The 20,527-nt window shown below is 73.5% G+C and carries 13 protein-coding genes; 3 read left to right on the top strand and 10 right to left on the bottom strand.

The genetic code is table 11. From position 1 onward, the window contains the following. Positions 1 to 16 precede the first annotated feature (16 nt). Positions 17 to 961 (top strand): LAETG motif-containing sortase-dependent surface protein, encoded by a 945-nt coding sequence (locus ACIGXJ_RS26360; RefSeq protein ID WP_399649966.1) that lies wholly within the window; start codon positions 17 to 19, stop codon positions 959 to 961. A gap of 149 nt (positions 962 to 1,110) precedes the next feature. Here the strand turns inward: ACIGXJ_RS26360 and ACIGXJ_RS26355 are convergent, their stop codons facing one another. The 9 genes from ACIGXJ_RS26355 to ACIGXJ_RS26315 all read right to left on the bottom strand — a co-directional run bounded on the left by ACIGXJ_RS26355 (position 1,111) and on the right by ACIGXJ_RS26315 (position 17,105). Then, positions 1,111 to 2,889, bottom strand: coding sequence for a GMC oxidoreductase (locus ACIGXJ_RS26355; RefSeq protein ID WP_399649963.1), 1,779 nt, complete (start codon positions 2,887 to 2,889; stop codon positions 1,111 to 1,113). A gap of 37 nt (positions 2,890 to 2,926) precedes the next feature. Continuing rightward, positions 2,927 to 4,546: a succinic semialdehyde dehydrogenase gene (locus tag ACIGXJ_RS26350; RefSeq protein ID WP_399649961.1), complete on the bottom strand. Its 1,620-nt coding sequence runs from the start codon at positions 4,544 to 4,546 to the stop codon at positions 2,927 to 2,929. Between the two features lie 350 nt (positions 4,547 to 4,896). After that, complete coding sequence (locus ACIGXJ_RS26345) at positions 4,897 to 5,676, bottom strand: serine/threonine-protein kinase (protein WP_399649958.1); 780 nt, start codon at positions 5,674 to 5,676, stop codon at positions 4,897 to 4,899. 44 nt (positions 5,677 to 5,720) lie between these two features. Then, positions 5,721 to 7,430, bottom strand: coding sequence for a serine/threonine-protein kinase (locus ACIGXJ_RS26340; protein WP_399649956.1), 1,710 nt, complete (start codon positions 7,428 to 7,430; stop codon positions 5,721 to 5,723). A gap of 193 nt (positions 7,431 to 7,623) precedes the next feature. Next, entirely contained in the window at positions 7,624 to 8,670 is a 1,047-nt protein-coding gene (locus tag ACIGXJ_RS26335) for a serine/threonine-protein kinase (protein ID WP_399649952.1), read from the bottom strand. A gap of 97 nt (positions 8,671 to 8,767) precedes the next feature. After that, positions 8,768 to 10,330: a serine/threonine-protein kinase gene (locus ACIGXJ_RS26330; RefSeq protein WP_399649950.1), complete on the bottom strand. Its 1,563-nt coding sequence runs from the start codon at positions 10,328 to 10,330 to the stop codon at positions 8,768 to 8,770. 146 nt (positions 10,331 to 10,476) lie between these two features. Next, positions 10,477 to 13,068 carry a protein kinase gene (locus ACIGXJ_RS26325; protein ID WP_399649947.1) on the bottom strand — a complete coding sequence of 864 codons (2,592 nt, stop codon included), beginning with the start codon at positions 13,066 to 13,068 and terminating at the stop codon, positions 10,477 to 10,479. A 177-nt stretch (positions 13,069 to 13,245) separates the two neighbouring features. Beyond that, on the bottom strand, positions 13,246 to 15,207 hold the full coding sequence (locus ACIGXJ_RS26320) for a protein kinase (protein ID WP_399649944.1): 1,962 nt from the start codon (positions 15,205 to 15,207) through the stop codon (positions 13,246 to 13,248). Positions 15,208 to 15,398: 191 nt separating this feature from the next. Continuing rightward, positions 15,399 to 17,105: a glycerol-3-phosphate dehydrogenase/oxidase gene (locus tag ACIGXJ_RS26315; RefSeq protein WP_399649941.1), complete on the bottom strand. Its 1,707-nt coding sequence runs from the start codon at positions 17,103 to 17,105 to the stop codon at positions 15,399 to 15,401. Positions 17,106 to 17,420: 315 nt separating this feature from the next. Between ACIGXJ_RS26315 and ACIGXJ_RS26310 the strand changes: the two genes are divergently transcribed. Both ACIGXJ_RS26310 and ACIGXJ_RS26305 read left to right on the top strand, forming a co-directional pair. Beyond that, the gene (locus tag ACIGXJ_RS26310) at positions 17,421 to 18,629 is read left to right on the top strand and encodes a nucleotide sugar dehydrogenase (protein WP_399649939.1); all 1,209 of its coding nucleotides are present in this window, start codon (positions 17,421 to 17,423) and stop codon (positions 18,627 to 18,629) included. A gap of 179 nt (positions 18,630 to 18,808) precedes the next feature. Beyond that, complete coding sequence (locus ACIGXJ_RS26305; RefSeq protein WP_399649936.1) at positions 18,809 to 19,282, top strand: hypothetical protein; 474 nt, start codon at positions 18,809 to 18,811, stop codon at positions 19,280 to 19,282. 63 nt (positions 19,283 to 19,345) lie between these two features. Here ACIGXJ_RS26305 and ACIGXJ_RS26300 read toward each other — a convergent pair whose 3' ends face one another. Beyond that, positions 19,346 to 20,470 carry a GuaB3 family IMP dehydrogenase-related protein gene (locus ACIGXJ_RS26300; RefSeq protein ID WP_399649934.1) on the bottom strand — a complete coding sequence of 375 codons (1,125 nt, stop codon included), beginning with the start codon at positions 20,468 to 20,470 and terminating at the stop codon, positions 19,346 to 19,348. Positions 20,471 to 20,527: the final 57 nt, after the last annotated feature.

The raw sequence follows: 20,527 nt of genomic DNA, 5'->3' as shown, positions 1-20,527 counted from the left end.
TGATCTCGAGGTCCTGATGAAGCTTCACCGTGCCGTGGCAGCGGCCGCCGCCACGGCGGTCGTCGCGCCGCTCGCCGTGCTGTCCGCGTCCGTCGCCTTCGCCGACCCGTCGACCACGCCGGCCACGAGCGCGACCTCGACCCCGAGCGCCACGGCCGGGACCCCCGGCTCCACCACGAGCCCGACGCCCACCCCGACGGCCACGCCCGAGCCGTCCCGGACGCCGACGCCCACCGGGTCCGCCGAGCCCGAGCCGGAGCCGAGCGAGGTGCCGTCCGGCGAGGACTACCCGTTCTGCGAGGACCTCGACGCCGACTACGACGACGTCAAGGTCTCCGCCGACATCAAGGGCCTGCCCGGGAAGATCGTCGCGGGTGACGGCCCGCACACCTTCCGCCTGGTCGTCACCAACGACTCCGGCGCCCCGATCGAGGACGTCCACCTCTACGCCGAGGTCGAGAACTACGAGCTGGAGGAGTCCAAGTACCTCAGCCCGTACGTCGAGCTGGAGTTCAAGGACGGCGGCCGCTGGACCCGGATCGGCGACCTCGACTGGGCCGGCGACGAGTTCCTCGAGACCACGCTCGCCGCGCATGCCTCCAGGTCGGTCGAGCTGCGGCTGAGCATCGACGCCGAGGCCCCCGCCGGTGACGCCTACTCCTTCGGCTCCGGCGCCTACCTCGACCGGATCGGCGGCAAGGAGTGCATCGCCGAGGGCTGGGCGCAGTACGACTTCGAGGTGCTGGAGGCCGGCTCCGCCAACCCCAGCCCGGGCACGGCCACGCCGAGCGACACGGACAGGAAGCCGCAGGGCGGCGCCGGTTCCGCCACGAGCGGCAACCTCGCCGCCACCGGTTCGAGCTCCGCGCTGCCCGTGATCGCCCTCGTCGGCGGATTCGCCGTCGTCGCCGGAGCGGGCGCGGTCATCGCCGTACGGCGGCGTAAGGGGGGCGACGCCTGACGGACGGCTGGGCAGCGGCCGGGCAACGGCCGAGCCGCAGCGTCCGAGGGCGTCGCACACACAGAACCACAGACCACCAGAGGGACCTGCGCTCGGAGGGGGGCGCAGGTCTCTCTGGCTTTACGCGCCCCCCTGCTTCCTTTCCGCGCCTACCGCTTCGGCGGCACCTCCGGCATCCCCAGGAACGGCAGCCGCAGCGCACCGAACGCGTCCGCCGGCACGGCAGGCGACTTCGGCTCGACCGGCTGGATGCGCTCGTACGCCGCCCCTTGCGCGGGACGCGGGTCGGCCTCGCCCTTGTTCGGCCAGAAGGACATCGCCCGCTCGGCCTGCGCGGTGATCGTCAGGGACGGGTTCACGCCCAGGTTCGCCGAGACGGCCGCTCCGTCCACGACCGAGATGCCGGGGTGGCCGTACAGCCGGTGGTAGGGGTCGAGGACGCCGGTCTCGCGGGAGTCGCCGATGGGGCAGCCGCCGAGGAAGTGGGCGGTCAGCGGGGTGCCCATCAGCTCGCCGACGTTGGAGCCGGCGAAGCCGTTGATCTCGGCGGCCAGCGCGTCGGCGCCCTCCTGCGCGGCCCGGATCTGCTTGGGGTTGGGCGAGCCGTGGCCCTGGCGGGCGGTCAGCAGGCCCTTGCCGACGCCGTCCGGCTTCAGGTACGTCGTCAGGGAGTTGTCCAGCGACTGCATCACCAGGCCGATGATGGTCCGCTCCGACCACTTCCGGTTGGACAGCGAACGCAGCACCAGCACCGGGTGCCGGGCGGCGTTGGCGAGCCAGCCGAGCACCCGGGAGGAGTTCTCGGCGTACGGCACCTGCAGGATGGACAGGCTGCCCATCGAGTTGGAGCCCTTGCCGTAGCGGACGGGCTCGATGTGGGTGTTGGCGTCCGGGTGGATGGACGACGTGATGGCGACCCCGCGCGTGAAGTCGGCGCGCCGCTCTCCGGTGGCCCTGCGGTAGCGCCGGTCGGTGGTCTGCGCGCCCACCAGCGCCTCGGAGTTGGTGCGGGTCAGCTCGCCGAGCCGGTCGGAGAGGTACGGCAGTCTGCCGTCGGCCTTCATGCGGTGCAGCAGGGTCTGGGTGCCGTAGGTGCCGGCGGCGAGGACGACCCGGCGGGCCTTGAACACCCGGCCCCGGCCCTTGCGGCGGTTGTCCGTCGGCACGGTGGTGATCGCGAAGCCGCCCTGGGAGTCCTCGGTCACCGCGACCACGGTCGTCATGGGGTGCACGACCGCGCCCGCCTTCTCGGCGAGGTACAGGTAGTTCTCGTTGAGGGTGTTCTTCGCGCCGTGCCGGCAGCCGGTCATGCACTCGCCGCACTCGATGCAGGCGTTGCGGGCCGGGCCCGCACCGCCGAAGTAGGGGTCGTCGGCCCGCCGGCCCGGCGCGGCCTTCACCTTGCCGTCGGCGTCCTTGCCGTCGCCGAAGAAGACGCCGACCGGGGCCATGTGGAAGGTGTCGCCGACGCCCATCCGCTGCGCGGCCGCCTTCAGGTGCACGTCCGACGGGGTCATCGTCGGGTTGAGCCGTACGCCGAGCATGCGCCGGGCCTGGTCGTAGTACGGCTTCAGCTCCTCCTGCCAGTCGGTGATGTCCTTCCACTGGGGGTCGTCGAAGAACGGCTTCGGTGGCACGTAGAGGGTGTTGGCGTAGTTGAGGGACCCGCCGCCCACACCGGCACCCGCCAGCACCATGACGTTGCCGAGCAGATGGATGCGCTGGATGCCGAACAGACCGAGCTTGGGGGCCCAGAGGTAGTTCTTGATGTCCCAGGAGTTCTTGGGGAGGGTTGCTCGGGTGAAGCGCCTTCCCGCCTCCAGGACGCCTACGGAGTAGCCCTTCTCTGTCAGGCGCAGGGCGGTGACCGATCCGCCGAATCCTGAGCCGACGACGATGACGTCGTAGTCGTAAGCGTCCTGGGACACGTGCTCTCCTCGTTGAGAACGGGTGGGGAGAAGGGGTCTAGCGGAGGCGGAACGCCTTCATCAGGCGAAGGCTGCGGCTCATGAAGGCCGCGTACTGCTCGTCGTTCATGCCCAGCGACGGGGCCATGGGGAGGATCCGCTGGTGGGCCACGGTCTGGGCCTCCGTGTACTTGAGGATGCCCTCGGAGCCGTGGCGGCGGCCGAGGCCGGAGTCCTTCATGCCGCCCATGGGCGACTGGACGGAGCCGTAGGCGGAGGCGTAGCCCTCGTTGACGTTGACGGTGCCGGTGCGCAGGCGGGCGGCGATCTCGCGGCCACGGCGGCCGTCCTTCGTCCAGACCGAGGCGTTCAGCCCGTACGACGTGGCGTTGGCGCGCTCGATCGCCTCCTCCTCCGTCTTGAAGCGGTAGACCGACACGACCGGGCCGAAGGTCTCCTCGGCGCAGACGGACATCGAGTCCGTGACGCCGTCGAGGATGGTCGGCTCGAAGAAGTACGGGCCGACGTCCGGGCGGGCGACCCCGCCGGCGACGAGCTTCGCGCCCTGGGCGACGGCCTCCTCCACATGCCGCTTGACGGTCTCCAGCTGGCGTTCGCCGACGAGGGAGCCCATGTCGGCGCCGTAGGCGAGGGACGTGCCGAGGCGCATGGCCTTGGTGCGGGCGGCGAAGCGCTCCAGGAAGGCGTCGGCGATCGACTCGTGGACGTAGAGCCGCTCGATGGAGATGCACAGCTGGCCGGCGGAGGAGAAGCAGGAGCGGACCGCGCCCGCGGCCGCCTTGTCCAGGTCGGCGTCCTGAAGGACCAGCATGGCGTTCTTGCCGCCGAGTTCGAGGGACACGCCGACCAGGCGCGCGGCGGCGCCCTGGGCGACCTCGCGGCCGGTGCGGGTGGAGCCGGTGAAGGAGACGTAGTCGGCGTGGCGGACGACCTCGGGGCCGACGACCGGGCCCTCGCCCAGGACGACCTGGAAGACATCGGCGGGCAGCCCGGCCTCGATGAGCAGGTCACGCGCCCACAGGGCGGTCAGGCAGGTCTCCGTGTCCGGCTTCATCACCACGGCGTTGCCCGCGACGAAGGCGGGGAGCGCGTCGCCGACGGAGAGTTCGAGCGGGTAGTTCCAGGGGGCTATCTGGCCCACGACGCCGCGCGGGTGGCGCAGTTCGGTGACCCTGGTGAGGGTCGGCACGGCGCCCGTGTGCCGCTTGGGCTTCAGGTACGCCGACGCCTTACGGCCGTAGTGGCGGGCCGCGACGGCGACGGCCTGGACCTCCTCGTGGGCGTGCAGCCGGGCCTTGCCGGTCTCCAGCTGGATGAGGTCGAGCACCTCGGCCTGGCGTTCCAGGACGAGGTCGTGGAAGCGGAGCAGCACGGCCGCGCGCTGCCGTACCGGCACCTGGGCCCAGACCGCCTGCGCGGCGCGGGCCGCCTCGAAGGCGCGGGCGACGTCCTCGGGGTCGGACTCGGGCAGGTCGGCCAGCTGCTCGCCGGTGAACGGCGTGTGGTTGGCGGTCCGGCCGGAACCCGTGACGCCCTTGGTGAGTTGGGCCACCAGCTCTGGGGTGACCACGTCGGCGGCGGTGCGCACGCCGGCGGGGGCGGGAGCGACGGGGTTGGTGCCGGGGGCGGCCTTCTCGGGTGCCTGCGCTTCGGTCATGACGCGCAGGGTATGCGCAGGCGAGGGCTTTGTGTACCCGTCGGTAATAGGGATTCACCGACCGCACACACACCGCCAGTGATCACTGGCACAAACGCCCTGATCAGGGGCTTGTCCCGCCCCCTCTACTCGAACGCCAGTTTCCCGACGGCCTCCGCCGAGGCCGCTACGACGACCACCCCGCGGCCCGTCCGGCGACCGCTGCGACCGTCCCGCGGCACCACCGACCACCGCTACGACCGTCCCGCGGCACCACCGACCACCGCTACGACCGTCCCGCGGCACCACCGACCACCGCCCCCTGATCATCCCGCGGCACCACCGGCGACCGCCCCCTGATCATCCCGCGGCTACCCCGCGGCGTCGGCGCGCGGCTGCCCGGCCATCGACGCGAGCTGTGCGGCCACGCGGTCCGGGGCCGGGCGCAATGCCGGCTCCACGTGCAGCAACCGGGAGATCAGCGCCCCCAGCGGACCGTCCGGACCGCCTCCCCCGACCGCCCCGCCGCCCGCGCCCGGCGCCACCCCCACCGCCGCCGCGTGCAGCAGCGCGCCGAGCGACCAGAGGTCGGAGGCCGGCCCGGCGTCGCGTCCGGCCCGGCGCTCGGGTGCGGCGAACTCCGAGCCCCGTACGGGATCGACCCCGAAGTCGGTGAGGACGACCCGGCCGGTGCCGTGCTCGACGAGGACGTTGGCGGGACGTACGTCGCGATGGACGATCCCGACCGAGTGCGCGGCGCGCAGCGCGCCGAGGACGGCGAGCCCGACGCGGGCGCACTCGCTGCCGGGCAGCGGGCCCTGCGCGAGGAGGTCGCGCAGGCACCGGCCGCGCACCAGCTCCATGACGATCCAGGGGAGTCCGTCGTCGACGACCACGTCATGGATGACGACGGCGGACGGATGGTCGACGCGGGCGGCCGCGCGCGCCTCCCGGTACAGCCGCTTGACGGCCCGCCGCCCCTCGTCCTCGTCCGGCGGACCGGACAACGAGGGTTGCCTGACCGCCACCTGACGTTCCATCAGGACGTCGTACGCCTGCCAGAGGGTGCCCGTGCCACCGGAGCCGAGCCGCCCGCTCAGCCGGTAGCGCCCGTCGACCAGGTGTCCGTCGCGCGCGCGTTCGCCGCTCATGCCCCATGCCTACCGTGTGGGGCGCAAGTTGTCGAAGGACAGGCTCAGAGATTGTCGATGTCGACGCTGTCGATCACGTGCTCCGCCACTTCCCGGCCCCGCTCGGTGAAGTCGCCCCGGCCCGGATAGGAGACGGACAGCCGGTACATGTCGCCCTTCTCCGTCCTGACGTAGAAGATCTTGACCTCCCTGGGCACGAGGAAGTCGCTGACCGTGTCGTCCGTGTACGTCAGGGTGGACTCGGCGGCTTCCCGGCCCTGGTACGTGGTCTTCTCCGTCTCCACCTCGACGGGCTTGTCGTCGGCGATGTTGTAGGCGGAGCTGGTGCCGCCCTCCAGTTCCTCCTTCTCGTCGTAGGCCTGGCCGGTGGGCGTGCTGGCGATGGCGTCGAGGGTGTCCTCGGACTTCTTGCTGAGCTCCAGCCGGATGTACACGGCGCCGCTGGGGTCCGTGTAGCGCACCCAGTGATCGTCCTTGGGGTCCGTGGGCCCGGGCCCTGACCTCTGGTAGCCCGTGGGCACGGACAGCGTCGCGGCCAGCTCCTTGGCCTGCTGCTCCTCCCAGCCCTCCGCCGACGGGTCCGTGAACGGCCGGGCGATCGCGAACCAGCCGGCGACCGCCACCGCGACGACCGCGGCGCCGATCCCGAGCAGCGCCTTGCGGCCGAGGCGGATGCCGCCCCGGTCGCCGCCGCCGGTCACCGTCACGACCTGGGTCGGCGCGGGAACGGGCGGGTTCGCGGCCGCCTCCAGCAGGGCGCGCACCCGGGCGGCGCCCGGCCGGTGGGCCGGGTCCTTCTGCAGCAGGCCGTTGATGACCTCGGCGAGGGGGCCCTGCGCGGAGGCGGGCGGGGCGGGGTGGGCGTTGAGGACGGACTGGAGGGTGGCCGGGGTGTTGCTGCGGCGGAACGGCGAGACGCCCTCCGTCGCCGCGTACAGCACCACGCCCAGCGACCACAGGTCGGAGGCCGGGCCGGGCCGCTGCCCGAGGACGCGCTCCGGCGCGATGTACTCGGGCGAGCCGACGAAGCCGCCGGTGTCGGTCAGGTTGGTCTCGCCCTCGATCTGGGCGATGCCGAAGTCGGTGAGGACGACCCTGTCGTGCCGGCCCAGCAGCACGTTGTCCGGCTTGACGTCACGGTGCAGGATCCCGGCCGCGTGGGCCGCCTCCAGCGCACCGAGCACCTCCAGGCCGATCCGGGCGGCCTCGCGGGCGCCGAGCGTGCCCTCCTGGAGCGCGGCACCGAGGGAGCGCCCCTGCACCAGCTCCATGACGATCCAGGGCCGCCCGTCCACGACCGCCACGTCATGGACGTTGACGACCGCGGGGTGGTCGAGCCGGGCCGCGGCGCGGGCCTCGCGGCGCATGCGCTCGAACGCGTTGGCCTGCTCCCGCTCGGGCAGGTGGTCCGGGACGCGGGGCTCCTTGACGGCGACCTCACGGTCCACGGTCTCGTCCTTGGCCCGCCACACCGTGCCCATGCCGCCGTGCCCGAGCTTGGCGAGCAGCCGGTAGCGCCCGGCGATCAGCCGCCCGGCGCCGGGGTCGTGGGCGGCGTGGGCGGGCTGCGCGACCGGGGCCGGGATCTGGCCGGGCTGCTGCGGCGGGACGGCCTGGGCCGGGGTCGCGTACGGGTTGCCGGGGTGCGGGACCCCCGCGGGAGGGGCCTGGACCGGCGGTTGCGGGTGCGGCGGTTGCAGGCCGAAACTCGTCGGCTCGTCGGCCCCGTAGCGGGCTCCCCCGTTGTTGCTCATGGGTCCATGCATATCGCGCCGGCCGCGTGATCAGCCAGCCGGAAGCGGGCACGGTCACGAACCCGTGACCCTGCCCGGACGGGGCATGTGCACGAAGCCGTGACCGCGCTCGAACGGGCAGGCACAGGCCCACACGAACTGCCCCCGCTCGGACGGGCGAGGTCACCGAGCCCCGGCCCGGCGCGGTCAGGCCCTACACACCGCCGGCCGAGACGGAGGGGGTCGGCTGGGAGGTGCTCACCGACGTCGACGGTGCCGGGCTGGTCGGTGAACCTCCGCCCTCCCCCTCGCCGTTGACGAGCAGTGCCGCCGCGGACAGTCCGGCCGCCGCCATCGCCGCCACCAGCAGCGCGACCGCCAGCCTCCCGGCGCGCGCCGGCCGCTCGGCCGGTTCCGGCTCGGGGGTGCGCCCGGTTTCCCGGAAGGCCCGCAGCATCCGCTCGGCCTCCACGGCGTCCAGCCGCCGCGACGGATCACGCTCCAGCAGCCCCCGTACGACGGGCAGCAGCGGGCCCACGCCTTCGGGCAGGCGGATGTCGTCGGACAGCACGGCGTGCACGACCGCGCCCAGCGACTCGCGGCGGAAGGGCGACTCGCCGCTGACCGCCGCGCACAGCAGCGCCCCCAGCGACCACAGGTCGGACGCGGCGCCGGTGCCCGCCCCCGACATGCGCTCCGGCGCGGTGTACTCGGGCGAGCCGACGAAGGACCCCGACTCGGTGAGCGTGGTCGTACCGCTGACGTGGGCGACACCGAAGTCGGTGAGGACGACCCGGCCGGTGCCGTTCTCCACCAGGACGTTGGCGGGCTTGAGGTCGCGGTGCAGCACCCCGGCCGTGTGCGCGGCGCGCAGGGCGCCCAGCAGGGCGACGCCGATCCGGGCGGCCTCCCGGGCGTCGACGGGCCCGTACGCGGTGATGCGGTCGGCGAGGGAGCCGCCGTCGATGAACTCCATGACCAGGTACGGGCGTTCGTCGCACTCGACGACGTCGTGGACGACGATGACATGCGGATGGCGCAGCTGCGCGACCGCGCGCGCCTCCCGCAGGGTGCGCTCGCGCCGTCGCCGGGACTCGCTCGCGGAGAACGAGTCGTCCAGGGCGAGTTCCTTGACGGCGACGGGCCGGCCGAGCAGCAGGTCGGTGGCCCGCCAGACCACGCCCATGCCTCCGCGTCCGAGCACCGTCTCCAGCCGGTAGCGTCCCGCGATCACACGTCCGCCGGCCCCCTCGGTCCCCATACGCCCCATGATGCACCAGCCGGAGCACCACCCTCCGGGAGGTGAGTGCGTGATTGGCCGACAACCGACGGTCGCCGCACCGCCGTTCAGCGGTTCTTCAGTTCTTCGGCCGCCAGCTGCGCAGCAGGGTGTCGAACTGCTCGCGCATCGTCGCCCAGTCCGCGGCCGGGGCGGAGGCGTAGAGGGCGTACTCGACCCCGTCACGGGAGATGTACATCTGGTCGATCGCGCGGCGCGGCCCGGGCTTCGTCTTCACCTCGGGCTTGTCCTGCGCGGTCCAGGTGTACTCCCACAGCGCGCCCGGACAGTCCCGGTAGATGTTCCTCTCCATGCCCAGGGAGCGGTAGTCGACGAGCCGGCCCACCCGGTCCTCCAGGTCGGCCTGGTGCTCGTAGGGGTCGTCGAAGTCGGGTGCCGGGTCGACCGCGATACGGAAGAAGTGCTCGCCGCCGTCGGGCGAGTAGTCGACCTGCCCGGTGGCCTTGTCGAAGTCCGTGCGCTTCCACTCGGGTCCGGGCACGGCGATGCTGAACCCGTAGGGGTCGTCGCGGCGCTCCCAGCCGTCGGGGAGGGTGCCGGAGGTCTGCGTCTCCGTGGGCGTCGGGCCGGGTCCGCCGGTGTGCTGCTGGTTCCGCGCCTGCCACTGCTGGACGCCGACCGCGGTGCCGCCCCCGACGAGCGCCGCGAGGACGAGGACCAGGGCGAGGGTGCGCCGTCTGCGCGGGCGCCCCGGGGTCCCGTAGGGGGCCTGCGGGTACGGCGTCGTCGTGGACGTCGGCGACGCCGTGGCCGGCCCCTGGTGCGGGCCCGCCTGCGGGGGGACGTACGGCTGGGTGACGGCCGGGACGCGGCCCTCCGCCGCCTGGGCGAGCATCCGTTCGGCCTCGGCGGCGCCCGGACGACTGGCCGGATCCTTGCGCAGCAGGGCGTCGATGACGGGCGCGAGCGCGCCGGCGTGGGCGGGCGCGTCGGCCTCTTCCTCGACGACGGCCTGCATGGTGGAGATCGGTGAGGTGCGGCGGAACGGCGAGCGCCCCTCGACCGCGGTGTACAGCGTCGCGCCGAGCGCCCACAGGTCGGAGGCGGGCCCGGGGTCGTGGCCGCGGACGCGCTCCGGGGCGAGGTAGTCGACGGAGCCGACGACCTCTCCGGTGCGGGTGATGGTGGAGTCGCCCTCGATCTGGGCGATGCCGAAGTCGGTGAGCAGCACCCGGCCTTCGCGGCCGAGCAGGACGTTGCCGGGCTTGACGTCGCGGTGCAGCACCCCGGCGGTGTGCGCGGCACGCAGCGCGCGCAGCACCCACAGGCCGATCCGGGCGGCCTCGGTGGGCGCGATGCGGCCGTCCTCCTTGACCGCGTCGGCGAGCGAGCGGCCCTCGACCAGCTCCATGACGATCCACGGGCGGCCGTCGTGCTCCAGCACGTCGTGCACGGTGACGACGGCCGAGTGGTTGATCCGCGCGGCCGCGCGTGCCTCGGCCCGGGTCCGCGCCAGCAGGACGGCCTGGTCGCTCTCCGAGACGTAGAGAGCGGCCGTCAGTTCCTTGACGGCGACGGTCCGGTGCAGCACCTCGTCCCGTGCCCGCCAGACCCGGCCCATGCCACCACGGCCGATCGATTCGGCCAGGCGGTAACGGTCCGCAATGAGCTGGCCCTGCATCTGATTCACGTTGCCCCGCTTTGATATTGACAGGGTCAGGGTAAGTACCGGTGACCTGACGGGGAACACGCGGGGCCGCTCGGATACCGCACTGTGACGGTTGTCGCTTTGCGTGACCGAAGGGAACCGAAACGCGGTCCCGTGAATCAGCCGCCGGTGACCTGGTAGGTGGTGGACGCCTGCTCGTACAGCCGTGTCACTTCGTCCCGTTCGGCCTCGGGGCCGCGTACCTGCACGACGTGGTAGCGGCCGTCGAGGAGGATCGCGACATTGCGCACGAACAACTCCCGGCCGTCCGCCCCGGTCCAGGTGAACTGCCCCTCGGCCATGGTCCGTCCGCCCACCGATATCGTCTTCAGCCCGGTGGCCGTGGCCCAGGTGGAGTCGCGGTACGGCTGCAACTCGGCCTCCCGCTCCCGCTGGTACACCATCGGGTCCGCGCCGAACTCCGCCGCGGTGTCCCTCCCCGGTACGACGATCAGCTCGAACGCGCCGTGGGAGTAGCGCACCTGGCCGCGGCCGTTGCGGGGCGTGCGGTCCCAGCCGTCGGCGACGGCGATCCGGAAACCGGCCTCGTCGGCCCGTACGGTGAACCCGTCGGCGGCGTCCGGCCCGGTCGTCCGGGTCTGTGGGGAACCGGCCGACTCCGACGGGTCGTTGCCGCCGGGCGTGGTGTGGTCCGGTCTGGGCTCGCTGCTGGCCTCCGGCTCGGGTGCCTCGTCGGCCTGGCCCGCCGCCCCGGTACGGTCCGCGCGGGGCGCCCCGCCCGAGCCGGCCTCCTCGGACTTGGGCATGAACAGCGCGGCATACGCGATCGCGACGGCCATCGCCACCAGCACCGCCACCAGCAGGGTGCGGCCCAGGCTGCGCGGCGAACGCTCCGGCTCCCGGGCCCGCTTGTGCCGCCCGTGCGGCGCGGGCAGCCCGGCGCGGCGCTTGCGCACCAGCTCACCCCGACGCCGTACGACGGGCAGCCGGCCCGCGTCGACGGGCGGCAGGGCGACGACGTTCACACCGGCGTCCGGCTCGGGTGCCGACCGTACGAGCGAGCGCAGCCAGCCGCCGAGTTCCTCGAAGTCGATGCGCTCGGTCGGGTCCTGGCGCAGCAGCGACTCCACGACCGGCCGGAGCGGACCGCACTCCTCCGCGAACGCGGGCGGCTCCGCGCACACCATCTGCACCAGCTCGGCCGTGGACTCCTCCGGGTAGGGCGCATGCCCCTGTACGGCCCTGAAGAGCAGCGCGCCCAGTGCCCACAGGTCGGTGGCCGGACCGATGGGCGCCGCCAGCTGCCAGTTCTCGTGGACCGGCCCGGCCTGCTCCGGCGCCCACCGCTCGGTGACGGGCCCCACGACGGCCATCCGTGCCTGCCGGGCCCGCTCGGCGGCGAGCGCGGTGGCGGGGCCCCGGCGGGCGGGGGCGGCCTGGGAGTCCCAGTGGGCCGCCCCGGATCCGGCGGGCACCGCTGCGGAACCCTGGGGGTGACCGGCGGGTGGGAGGGCCTGGCGGCCGGTGTCACCGGGTACGCCGGGCGCGCTGCCGCCGCGCGGTGAGGCGCCGTGCCAGGAACCGGCGCGCACCCCGTACGGGTCGGCTATCCGCCCCGGCGGGGTGGTGCCGTGCCGGCCTCCGGTGTCCTGCCCGGGGAGGTACGGCGACTGCGGCGCGGTCCCCTGCGCGGGGCGGGCCCCGGGCAGCGGGGTGGGGCCGCTCCGCTGGGCCTCCTGGACCCGGGCCGCGGCGCGGGCGCCCGCGCGGTAGGCCGCGATCGCCCCGGCGCGCGCCGCCCTGACATCGTCGTCGGTCTCCGGCGCGCGGCGGCTCGCGGGCAGGGCCGCGGTGCCGGGCCCGCCGGGCTCCTGCGCCCCCGGCAGCCGTCCGGCGCCCCGCGCCTCGATGGCGGCGCGCCGCGCGGTCTCGGCGTCGGCCACGCTGCCGCCCGGTCCGGCCGGGTGGCCTCCCGCCCCCCCGCCGGCGATCCCGCGCGGTCCGGCGTAGGGCGACGCACCACCGGCGCCCGGTCCGCCGTCAGTGCCCGGTCCGCCGGCACCCGGTCCGCGTGCCGTGCCCCCGTCAGGTCCCGCCGGGTGCCCGCCGCCGCCGTTGTCGTCGCCGTCCGGCGCCGGGACGGGGTCGTACCCGCACAGCGCCTCCTCCGCCGCCCCCACCGCGAGGCCGGTGAGCATGACACGGCCGTCGTCGCAGACGAGGACCGTGCGGGCGGTGATGTTGCGGTGCACCCAGCCGTGGCCGTGCAGCACCCGCAGTGCCATGAGGACGTCGGAGGCGACCTCGGCCGCGCGGTACGGCGTCAGCGGCCGCTCGGCCAGCAGCGCCGCCAGCGGCCGCGCCGCCACCAGCTCACTGACGATCCACAGCGACCCGCCCTCGGCGAAGACGTCGAAGACCTGGTCCAGCCGTGGGTGGTCGGGGATCGCCGCCGCGGCCTGCGCGGCCTCCACGGCACGCCGTACCGCCGGGTCCGCGGGCCGACGCGCGCTGCCGGGGCGTGCGGCGGGCCGTCGTGCGCCCGGTTCCCGTGCGGTGAAACCCTCGGGCAGCCCGTCCGCGTCGAGCACCTCCGCCTCGACGACCTCGGGCAACGGCACCTGCCGGACCAGGACTTCCTGTCCGCTGTAGGTGTCGAAGGCGCGCGTCTCGGTGAGTTCGTACTCGTCGGCGGGCGGCAGCGGCAGGCGGTAGCGGCCGGCGAGCACCCGTCCCGCATAGTCGTCCACGTTGCCTCCCCCGGCCGCCCGGCTGGTCAATTCCGTTCGCCCGCCGCTCGGTTCCGGCTGCGTACGGTCCGCAAGCACTCACGATACGTGCCGGAGGCAACCCGCACCGAGGGGATGGGACATCTCACTTCGTCCGCGACCCCCGAAATACCGGGCCCGGCCCCCCGGACCCCCGGCTCACTTCTTCGGCTGGAACGTCCTCGCCAGCGTCCGCCAGGTGTCCCGGCGCAGGTCCCCGCGCCAGTCGGCGGCCTTCGCCGTGTACATCAGCGCATAGCCCTGGTGGTCGTTGACGACGAACCCGCGGTCGACGGTCCGGTACCTCGTCCCGTCCTCGGTGTAGGTGAACTCCCAGTCGGCCGTGTCCCAGCCGCGGTAGTCCACCGCTTGTATGCGGATGCGCTGGTACTGCGAACGGACCATGGAGCGCTCCTGGTCGCGCCAGTCGGCGACCGGGTCGTCCTTGGGCGTGCTGGTCCAGCCGATGAGCAGCTTCTGCCCTCGGGGACCGGTGAAACGGTCGCCGGAGGAGCTGGCCGTCTGGAACTTCCAGCCCGTGGGCAGCCCGATCGAGTAGCCCTGAGCACCCTGGTGCGTGCGGGCCACGTCGGCGTCCTTCTCGCCCTTGCCGGTGTCGGTCCCCTCGGCGGAGCCGGTGGGGGTCGGGGTGCCTTCGCCGCTCGATGCGCCGGCGCCCGGTGCCGAGCCCTGGTCGGCGGACTTCGAGGCGTCGCCGTCGGGGTGCGTCCCGCCCTGGTCGTCGTCCTTGGTGTCGGCGCTCGGGGTGGACCCGGCCGCCGTGCGGGTGCCGGGGCCCGGCTGCGCCGCGTCGGTGTCGTCGCCGCCGAGGGTGAGGGCGAGCACGGTGCCGAGCACGGCCAGCGCCACGACGACCGCGATGATCACCAGCGTCCGCCTGGGCACGACATCGGTCAGCGGCGCGCGCTGCACCGGCCGCGGCGGCAGGTCCGGCGGAGGCATCACGGGCCAGCCCGAACTGCGGCCGCCGGTGCCGGCGTTGGTGCCGCTCGTGGACTGCGTGCGCGACGCGCCGACCGCGGCGGCACCGGCCTCGGGCGTCGCCGTGGTGCGCGTCTCGCCGCCGCCGGTCCTCGTCCGCGACGAGACCGCCGTGCTCGCGGCGGCCTTGCGCACCGAACGCAGCGCCCCGCGCAGCCGCTCGGCCGCCTCCTCGCCCCGCCGGCCGCCGGAACCGGGCTCGCCCGGCTGCGCGGGCAGCGGCACGACCCGCGTGGCGTCCAGCGCCTCCGGCACCTCGGCCGGGTCGGGGGCGTGGATCACGGCGTTGAGCATCGCCCGCGCGCCCGCGTCGTCGAGCCGCTCGGCCGGGTCCTTGGTGAGCAGCCCGCGGATCACGTCCGCCAGCGGCCCCGCGTTCTTCGGTTCGTCCAGCGGCTCGGTCATCACCGCGGTGAGCGTGGCGATCGCCGAACCCTTGTCGTACGGCGGGGTCCCCTCGACGGCGGCGTACAGCAGGCCGCCCAGCGACCACAGGTCGGCCGCGGGGCCCGGCTTGTGGCCGCGGGCGCGCTCCGGCGAGATGTAGGAGGGGGCGCCGACGAGCATGCCGGTGGACGTGATGGACGGGTCGCCCTCGACCTGGGCGATGCCGAAGTCGGTGAGCACGACCCGGCCGTCGTCGGCGATCAGCACGTTGGACGGCTTCACGTCGCGGTGCAGGATGCCCTCGCGGTGCGCGGAGCGCAGCACGTCCAGGATCGCGAGTCCGACCTCGGCGGCGCGCCTGGGCTCCAGCAGGCCGTCCTCGCGGATGACCTCGGCGAGCGACTTGCCCTCGACGAGCTCCATCACGATCCACGGCCGGTCGTCCTCCTCGACGACGTCGTAGACCGTCACCGCGCTGTTGTTGCGGATCCGTGCGATGGCCTTGGCCTCGCGCAGGGTCCGCGTGATCAGCCGGCGCTTCTCGTCCTCGTCGATGTTCGACGGGAACCGCAGCTCCTTGACGGCGACCGTGCGGCCGAGGGTCTCGTCCTCGGCCCGCCAGACCGTGCCCATGCCGCCGCGGCCGAGCACGTCTCCCAGCCGGTAACGCCCGGCGAGGAGACGTGCGCTCTTGTCCTGACGGGGTGTCCCCGCCCGCTCCGCCTCCGACATGAGTCCCCTCGTACAACCCGCCCTGACAGAGGCTCCATTGTCTCTCACCCGGCAAGTGCCCCACGCCCCGGGGGCCCCTCGCCGCACACCCGTGCCCAGGTGTCCCGTACTGGGCTGAATAACCCCTTCCGCGGCGGGGTGTGACGGGGCGTGGACCGCGCCCACCCCTGCCCCGGCGCCCCTGCCGGCCGTTACAGCGGCACGATGTCCGGCGCCCCCAGCCGGGCCGCGTCCGCGGTCAGGTCGTCGGGCTGGCGCTGGGACTCGCGCTCGGCCTCCACCCGCTTCTCGTAGTGCTTCACCTCCCGTTCGACGTGGTCGGCGTCCCAGCCGAGTACCGGCGCCATCAGCTCGGCGGCCTCGCGTGCGCAGCGTGTACCGCGGTCGAAGGTCTCGATGGAGATCCGGGTGCGCCGGGTGAGGACGTCGTCCAGGTGCCGGGCGCCCTCGTGCGAGGCGGCGTAGACGATCTCGGCCCGCAGATAGTCGTCGGCGCCCTGCAGCGGCTCGGCCAACGACGGGTCGGACGCGATGAGTTCGAGCAGTTCCTCCGTCATCGAGCCGTAGCGGTTTAGCAGGTGCTCCACGCGCACCACGTGCAGTCCGGCGCGGGCGGCGATGCGCGCTCGCGCGTTCCACAGCGCGCGGTAGCCCTCGGCGCCGACCAGCGGGATGTCCTCGGTGACGCACTCCGCGACCCGCCGGTCGAGGGCGTGGACCGCCTCGTCGACGGCGTCCTTGGCCATCACGCGGTACGTCGTGTACTTGCCGCCCGCCACCACGACCAGGCCGGGCACCGGGTGGGCCACGATGTGCTCGCGGGAGAGCTTGCTGGTGGCTTCCGACTCCCCGGCGAGCAGGGGGCGCAGGCCCGCGTACACGCCCTCGACGTCGTCACGGGTGAGCGGCACGGCCAGGACGGAGTTCACATGCTCCAGCAGGTAGTCGATGTCGGCGCTGGATGCGGCCGGATGGGCCTTGTCGAGGTCCCAGTCGGTGTCGGTGGTGCCGACGATCCAGTGCCGGCCCCAGGGGATGACGAACAGCACGGACTTCTCGGTGCGCAGGATCAGCCCGGTGCTGGAGTGGATGCGGTCCTTGGGCACGACGAGGTGGATGCCCTTGGAGGCGCGGACGTGGAACTGCCCGCGCTCGCCCACCATGGCCTGGGTGTCGTCGGTCCACACGCCGGTGGCGTTGACGATCTGCTTGGCGTGGATCTCGTACTCCCCGCCGGCCTCGACGTCCTGCACGCGCGCGCCGACCACGCGTTCGCCCTCGCGCAGGAAGCCGGTGACGCGCGCACGGTTGGCGACCTGGGTGCCGTAGGCCGCGGCGGTGCGCACCAGAGTCGCCACATAGCGGGCGTCGTCCATCTGGGCGTCGTAGTACTGGAGCGCCCCGACGAGCGCGTCCTTCCTCAGACAGGGCGCCACGCGCAGGGCGTGGCCGCGGGTCAGATGGCGGTGCACGGGCAGTCCCCTGCCGTGTCCGCGGGCCATCGACATGGCGTCGTAGAGGGCGACGCCCGATCCGGCGTACCACCGCTCCCAGCCCTGGTGCTGGAGCGGGTACAGGAACGGCACCGGCTTCACCAGATGCGGTGCGAGCCGCTCCAGGAGCAGGCCGCGCTCCTTCAGCGCCTCCCGCACCAGCGCGAAGTCGAGCATCTCCAGATAGCGCAGGCCGCCGTGGATCAGCTTGCTGGACCTGCTCGACGTGCCGGACGCCCAGTCGCGTGCCTCGACCAGGCCGGTGGACAGCCCGCGCGTGACGGCGTCGAGCGCGGTGCCCGCGCCGACCACTCCGCCGCCGACGACCAGCAGGTCCAGTTCGTGCTCGGCCATGGCCGCGAGGGCCCCGGCGCGCTGCGCCGGTCCCAGTGTCGCTGTCCTCACCGCTGCCTCCCGCTCGTCGGTCGCACCGGCCGCACCCGTCGGGCGAAGCCCCGTCCGTATCGCTCTGCATCCCTCCTGCCCAAATTCTGACCGGCTTGCCCGACTTCAGCCACCACGCACGATCGACCTGTGGACAACTCCCGCCCTACCGTGCGCGGACCCGCACACGAACACCGGCGCCACACCGGACGACACAAGGAATGAATCCCGCATATCGGTCATATTTACGCCTAGTCTGACAGTGCGCTCGCCCGTTCTGTCCACCGGGCTTGCGCACCTGCCCCGCTTCGGTTACTGGGAAGGACGGCATACGCCATGCCCGCAGATCTCGCCGTCATCGGACTCGGCCCGCTCGGCCTGCCGCTGGCCCAGGCCGCCGTCACCGCCGGCATCCCCACGGTCGGCTACCGCACCGGACCTGAGGCCGGCTCCCTCAGCCCCGCCGAACTGCGCCGGATGCACTCGGAGGGCTTCCGGCTCGCCGACGGGCCCGCGGAACTCGGCCGGGTGCGCACCGCCGTCATCTGCGCGCCCACCCCCCGCGCCGCCGACGGGGGCCTCGACCTGACCCAGGTGGAGTCGGCCGCCCGCACCCTCGCGGCCCGGCTGCGCCCGCACACCACCGTCATCCTGGAGTCCCCGGTCCTGCCCGGCACCACGGAGGACGTGCTGCGCCCGCTCCTCGAAGAGGGCTCAGGGCTTCGCGCGGGCCGCGACTTCCACCTCGCGCACTCCCCCACCCGCGTCGACCCCGGCAACCGTGCCTTCACCCCCGCCAACACCCCCAAGGTGATCGGCGGCCTCACCCCGGCCTGCACAGAGTCCGCCGCCGCCTTCTACGGCCGGATCACCGACAAGGTGGTCCGCGCGCGAGGGCTGCGCGAGGCCGAGGCGGTGCAGCTCCTGGAGACGACGTACCGGCACGTCAACATCGCCCTCGTCAACGAAATGGCCGTCCTCTGCCACGACTTGGGCGTCGACCTCTGGGACGTCATCCGCTGCGCCGAGTCCAAGCCCTTCGGGTTCCAGGCCTTCCGCCCCGGCCCCGGCGTCGGCGGCCACACCGTCCCCCAGGACCTCATCGGACAGCCCGGCCGCGGCCTGCGCATGGTGGAACTGGCCAAGCAGGTCAACGACCAGATGCCGCGCTACGTCGTCCAGCGCGCGGCCACGCTCCTGAACGAGCACGGCAAGTCGGCCCGGGGCGCCCGCGTGTTGTTGCTGGGCGTCACCTACAAGCCCGACCTCGCCGACCAGCAGGGCACCCCGGCCCATGAGATCGCCGTCCGCCTGATGTCCCTCGGCGCGGCGGTCAGCTACCACGACCCCCACATCCCGGCCTGGACGGTCCTGGACCGCCCGATCCCCCGCGCGGACTCCCTCTACGAGGCGGCGGCGGAGGCCGACCTCACGATCCTCCTCCAGCCCCACCGCACCTACGACCTCCAGGGCCTGTCGGTGAAGGCGCAGCTCCTGCTGGACACGCGGGGGGCCACGCCCACGGGGGCGGCGCACAGGTTGTGACAGGGGGCGCTCCGGCACCTCACCGTCCAAAGACGGAGTCGGTCGCAGCGGGTGGGCTTGCGGTGGCGTCCCATGGGCGCCCCTTCCACCCCACGCGCCCCCTCAAGGAACCCCAGCCGAGTTCACGACCCGGCCTGTTACCGTGCGGCGTCTCATTCGCAGTCACGGGGGTTCCTGTCATGAGCCAGTCAGTTCCACCGCAGCCCGGTGTCTTCCCGCCGGGTCCGCCGGTGCCCGCACGCCCGGGTGAGGGCAGTCTCGCGCTGGGCATCGTCACCGCGGTCGTCGTCGCCCTGGTCACCGCCGGGATGTACGGGGCGATCGTCGGCGCCACGCAGAAGCAGATCGGCTTCGTGGCCGTAGGGGTCGGCCTCCTCGTCGGTTACGCGGCCGGCAAGGCGGGCGGCTCGCACCCGGTGCTGCCCCTCCTGAGCGCGCTGCTGTCCGTGGGATCCGTCTGGCTGGGCCAGCTCATCGGCACGACGATCGGCGCCGCCGACCTCCTGGGCGTGCCGGCGGCCGGCTTCTTCGTCGACCACTTCGGCATCCTGACGGAGGCCTGGCAGAGGTCGGCGAACCCGGTCACCTTCCTGTTCCTCGCCCTCGGCGCGGTCGCCGCGTACTCGGGCACGAAGAAGGCAGCGGCCGCGTAGGGACACGTACGACGAAGGGCCCGTCCACACCTGTGGAAGGGCCCCTCGCCGCCGTGCGGGTGCCTACCGGCGGTGCTGCGAGTCCGCGACCGTCACCTCGACGCGCTGGAACTCCTTCAGCTCGCTGTAGCCCGTGGTGGCCATGGCGCGGCGCAGGGCGCCGAAGAGGTTCATGGAGCCGTCGGGGGTGTGCGACGGGCCCGTGAGGACCTCCTCGAGGGTGCCGACGGTGCCGAGGTCGACCTTCTGGCCGCGCGGCAGCTCCTCGTTGACCGCCTCCATGCCCCAGTGGTGGCCCCGGCCCGGCGCGTCGGTCGCGCGCGCGAGCGGGGAGCCCATCATCACCGCGTCGGCGCCGCAGGCGATCGCCTTGGGCAGGTCGCCGGACCAGCCGACACCGCCGTCGGCGATCACGTGCACGTACCGGCCGCCGGACTCGTCCATGTAGTCACGGCGGGCCGCCGCCACGTCCGCCACGGCCGTGGCCATCGGCACCTGGATGCCCAGCACGTTGCGCGTGGTGTGCGCGGCGCCGCCGCCGAAGCCGACCAGTACGCCCGCGGCGCCCGTGCGCATCAGGTGCAGGGCCGCGGTGTAGGTGGCGCAGCCGCCGACGATGACCGGGACGTCCAGCTCGTAGATGAACTGCTTCAGGTTCAGCGGCTCGTGCGAACCGGAGACGTGCTCCGCCGACACGGTCGTGCCGCGGATGACGAAGATGTCCACGCCCGCGTCCACGACGGCCTTGGAGAACTGGGCGGTGCGCTGCGGGGAGAGCGCGGCGGCGGTGACCACGCCGGAGTCGCGCACCTCCTTGATGCGCTGCCCGATCAGCTCCTCCTTGATGGGAGCGGCGTAGATCTCCTGCAGCCGGCGCGTGGCCGCCTCGACGGGCAGCCCGACGATTTCGTCGAGCAGCGGCTGCGGGTCCTCGTAGCGCGTCCACAGGCCTTCGAGGTTGAGCACGCCGAGGCCGCCGAGCTCACCGATGCGGATCGCGGTGGCCGGGGAGACCACGGAGTCCATGGGGGCGGCCAGGAACGGCAGCTCGAAGCGGTAGGCGTCGATCTGCCAGGCGATCGAGACCTCCTTCGGGTCCCGCGTACGGCGGCTGGGGACGACGGCGATGTCGTCGAAGGCGTACGCCCGGCGGCCGCGCTTGCCGCGCCCGATCTCGATCTCAGTCACGATGTGTGGCCTTTCCCTGATGCGTTTCAGCGTCTTCCAGTATCGCCGACGGGTACG

It is taken from the genome of Streptomyces sp. NPDC053367, from assembly GCF_044545925.1.
GTDB lineage: Bacteria > Actinomycetota > Actinomycetes > Streptomycetales > Streptomycetaceae > Streptomyces.
The sequence above is the reverse complement of the archived record's forward strand: the minus strand, read 5'-3'. Positions and strand labels throughout refer to the sequence as shown.

Excerpts from the sequence above, each read along its gene's own strand:
- ACIGXJ_RS26320 (WP_399649944.1), bottom strand. The coding sequence starts at position 15,207 with ATGTCGGAGGCGGAGCGGGCGGGGACACCCCGTCAGGACAAGAGCGCA.
- ACIGXJ_RS26340 (WP_399649956.1), bottom strand. The coding sequence starts at position 7,430 with ATGAGCAACAACGGGGGAGCCCGCTACGGGGCCGACGAGCCGACGAGT.
- ACIGXJ_RS26310 (WP_399649939.1), top strand. The coding sequence starts at position 17,421 with ATGCCCGCAGATCTCGCCGTCATCGGACTCGGCCCGCTCGGCCTGCCG.
- ACIGXJ_RS26335 (WP_399649952.1), bottom strand. The coding sequence starts at position 8,670 with ATGGGGACCGAGGGGGCCGGCGGACGTGTGATCGCGGGACGCTACCGG.
- ACIGXJ_RS26360 (WP_399649966.1), top strand. The coding sequence starts at position 17 with ATGAAGCTTCACCGTGCCGTGGCAGCGGCCGCCGCCACGGCGGTCGTC.
- ACIGXJ_RS26330 (WP_399649950.1), bottom strand. The coding sequence starts at position 10,330 with ATGCAGGGCCAGCTCATTGCGGACCGTTACCGCCTGGCCGAATCGATC.
- ACIGXJ_RS26345 (WP_399649958.1), bottom strand. The coding sequence starts at position 5,676 with ATGAGCGGCGAACGCGCGCGCGACGGACACCTGGTCGACGGGCGCTAC.
- ACIGXJ_RS26350 (WP_399649961.1), bottom strand. The coding sequence starts at position 4,546 with ATGACCGAAGCGCAGGCACCCGAGAAGGCCGCCCCCGGCACCAACCCC.
- ACIGXJ_RS26305 (WP_399649936.1), top strand. The coding sequence starts at position 18,809 with ATGAGCCAGTCAGTTCCACCGCAGCCCGGTGTCTTCCCGCCGGGTCCG.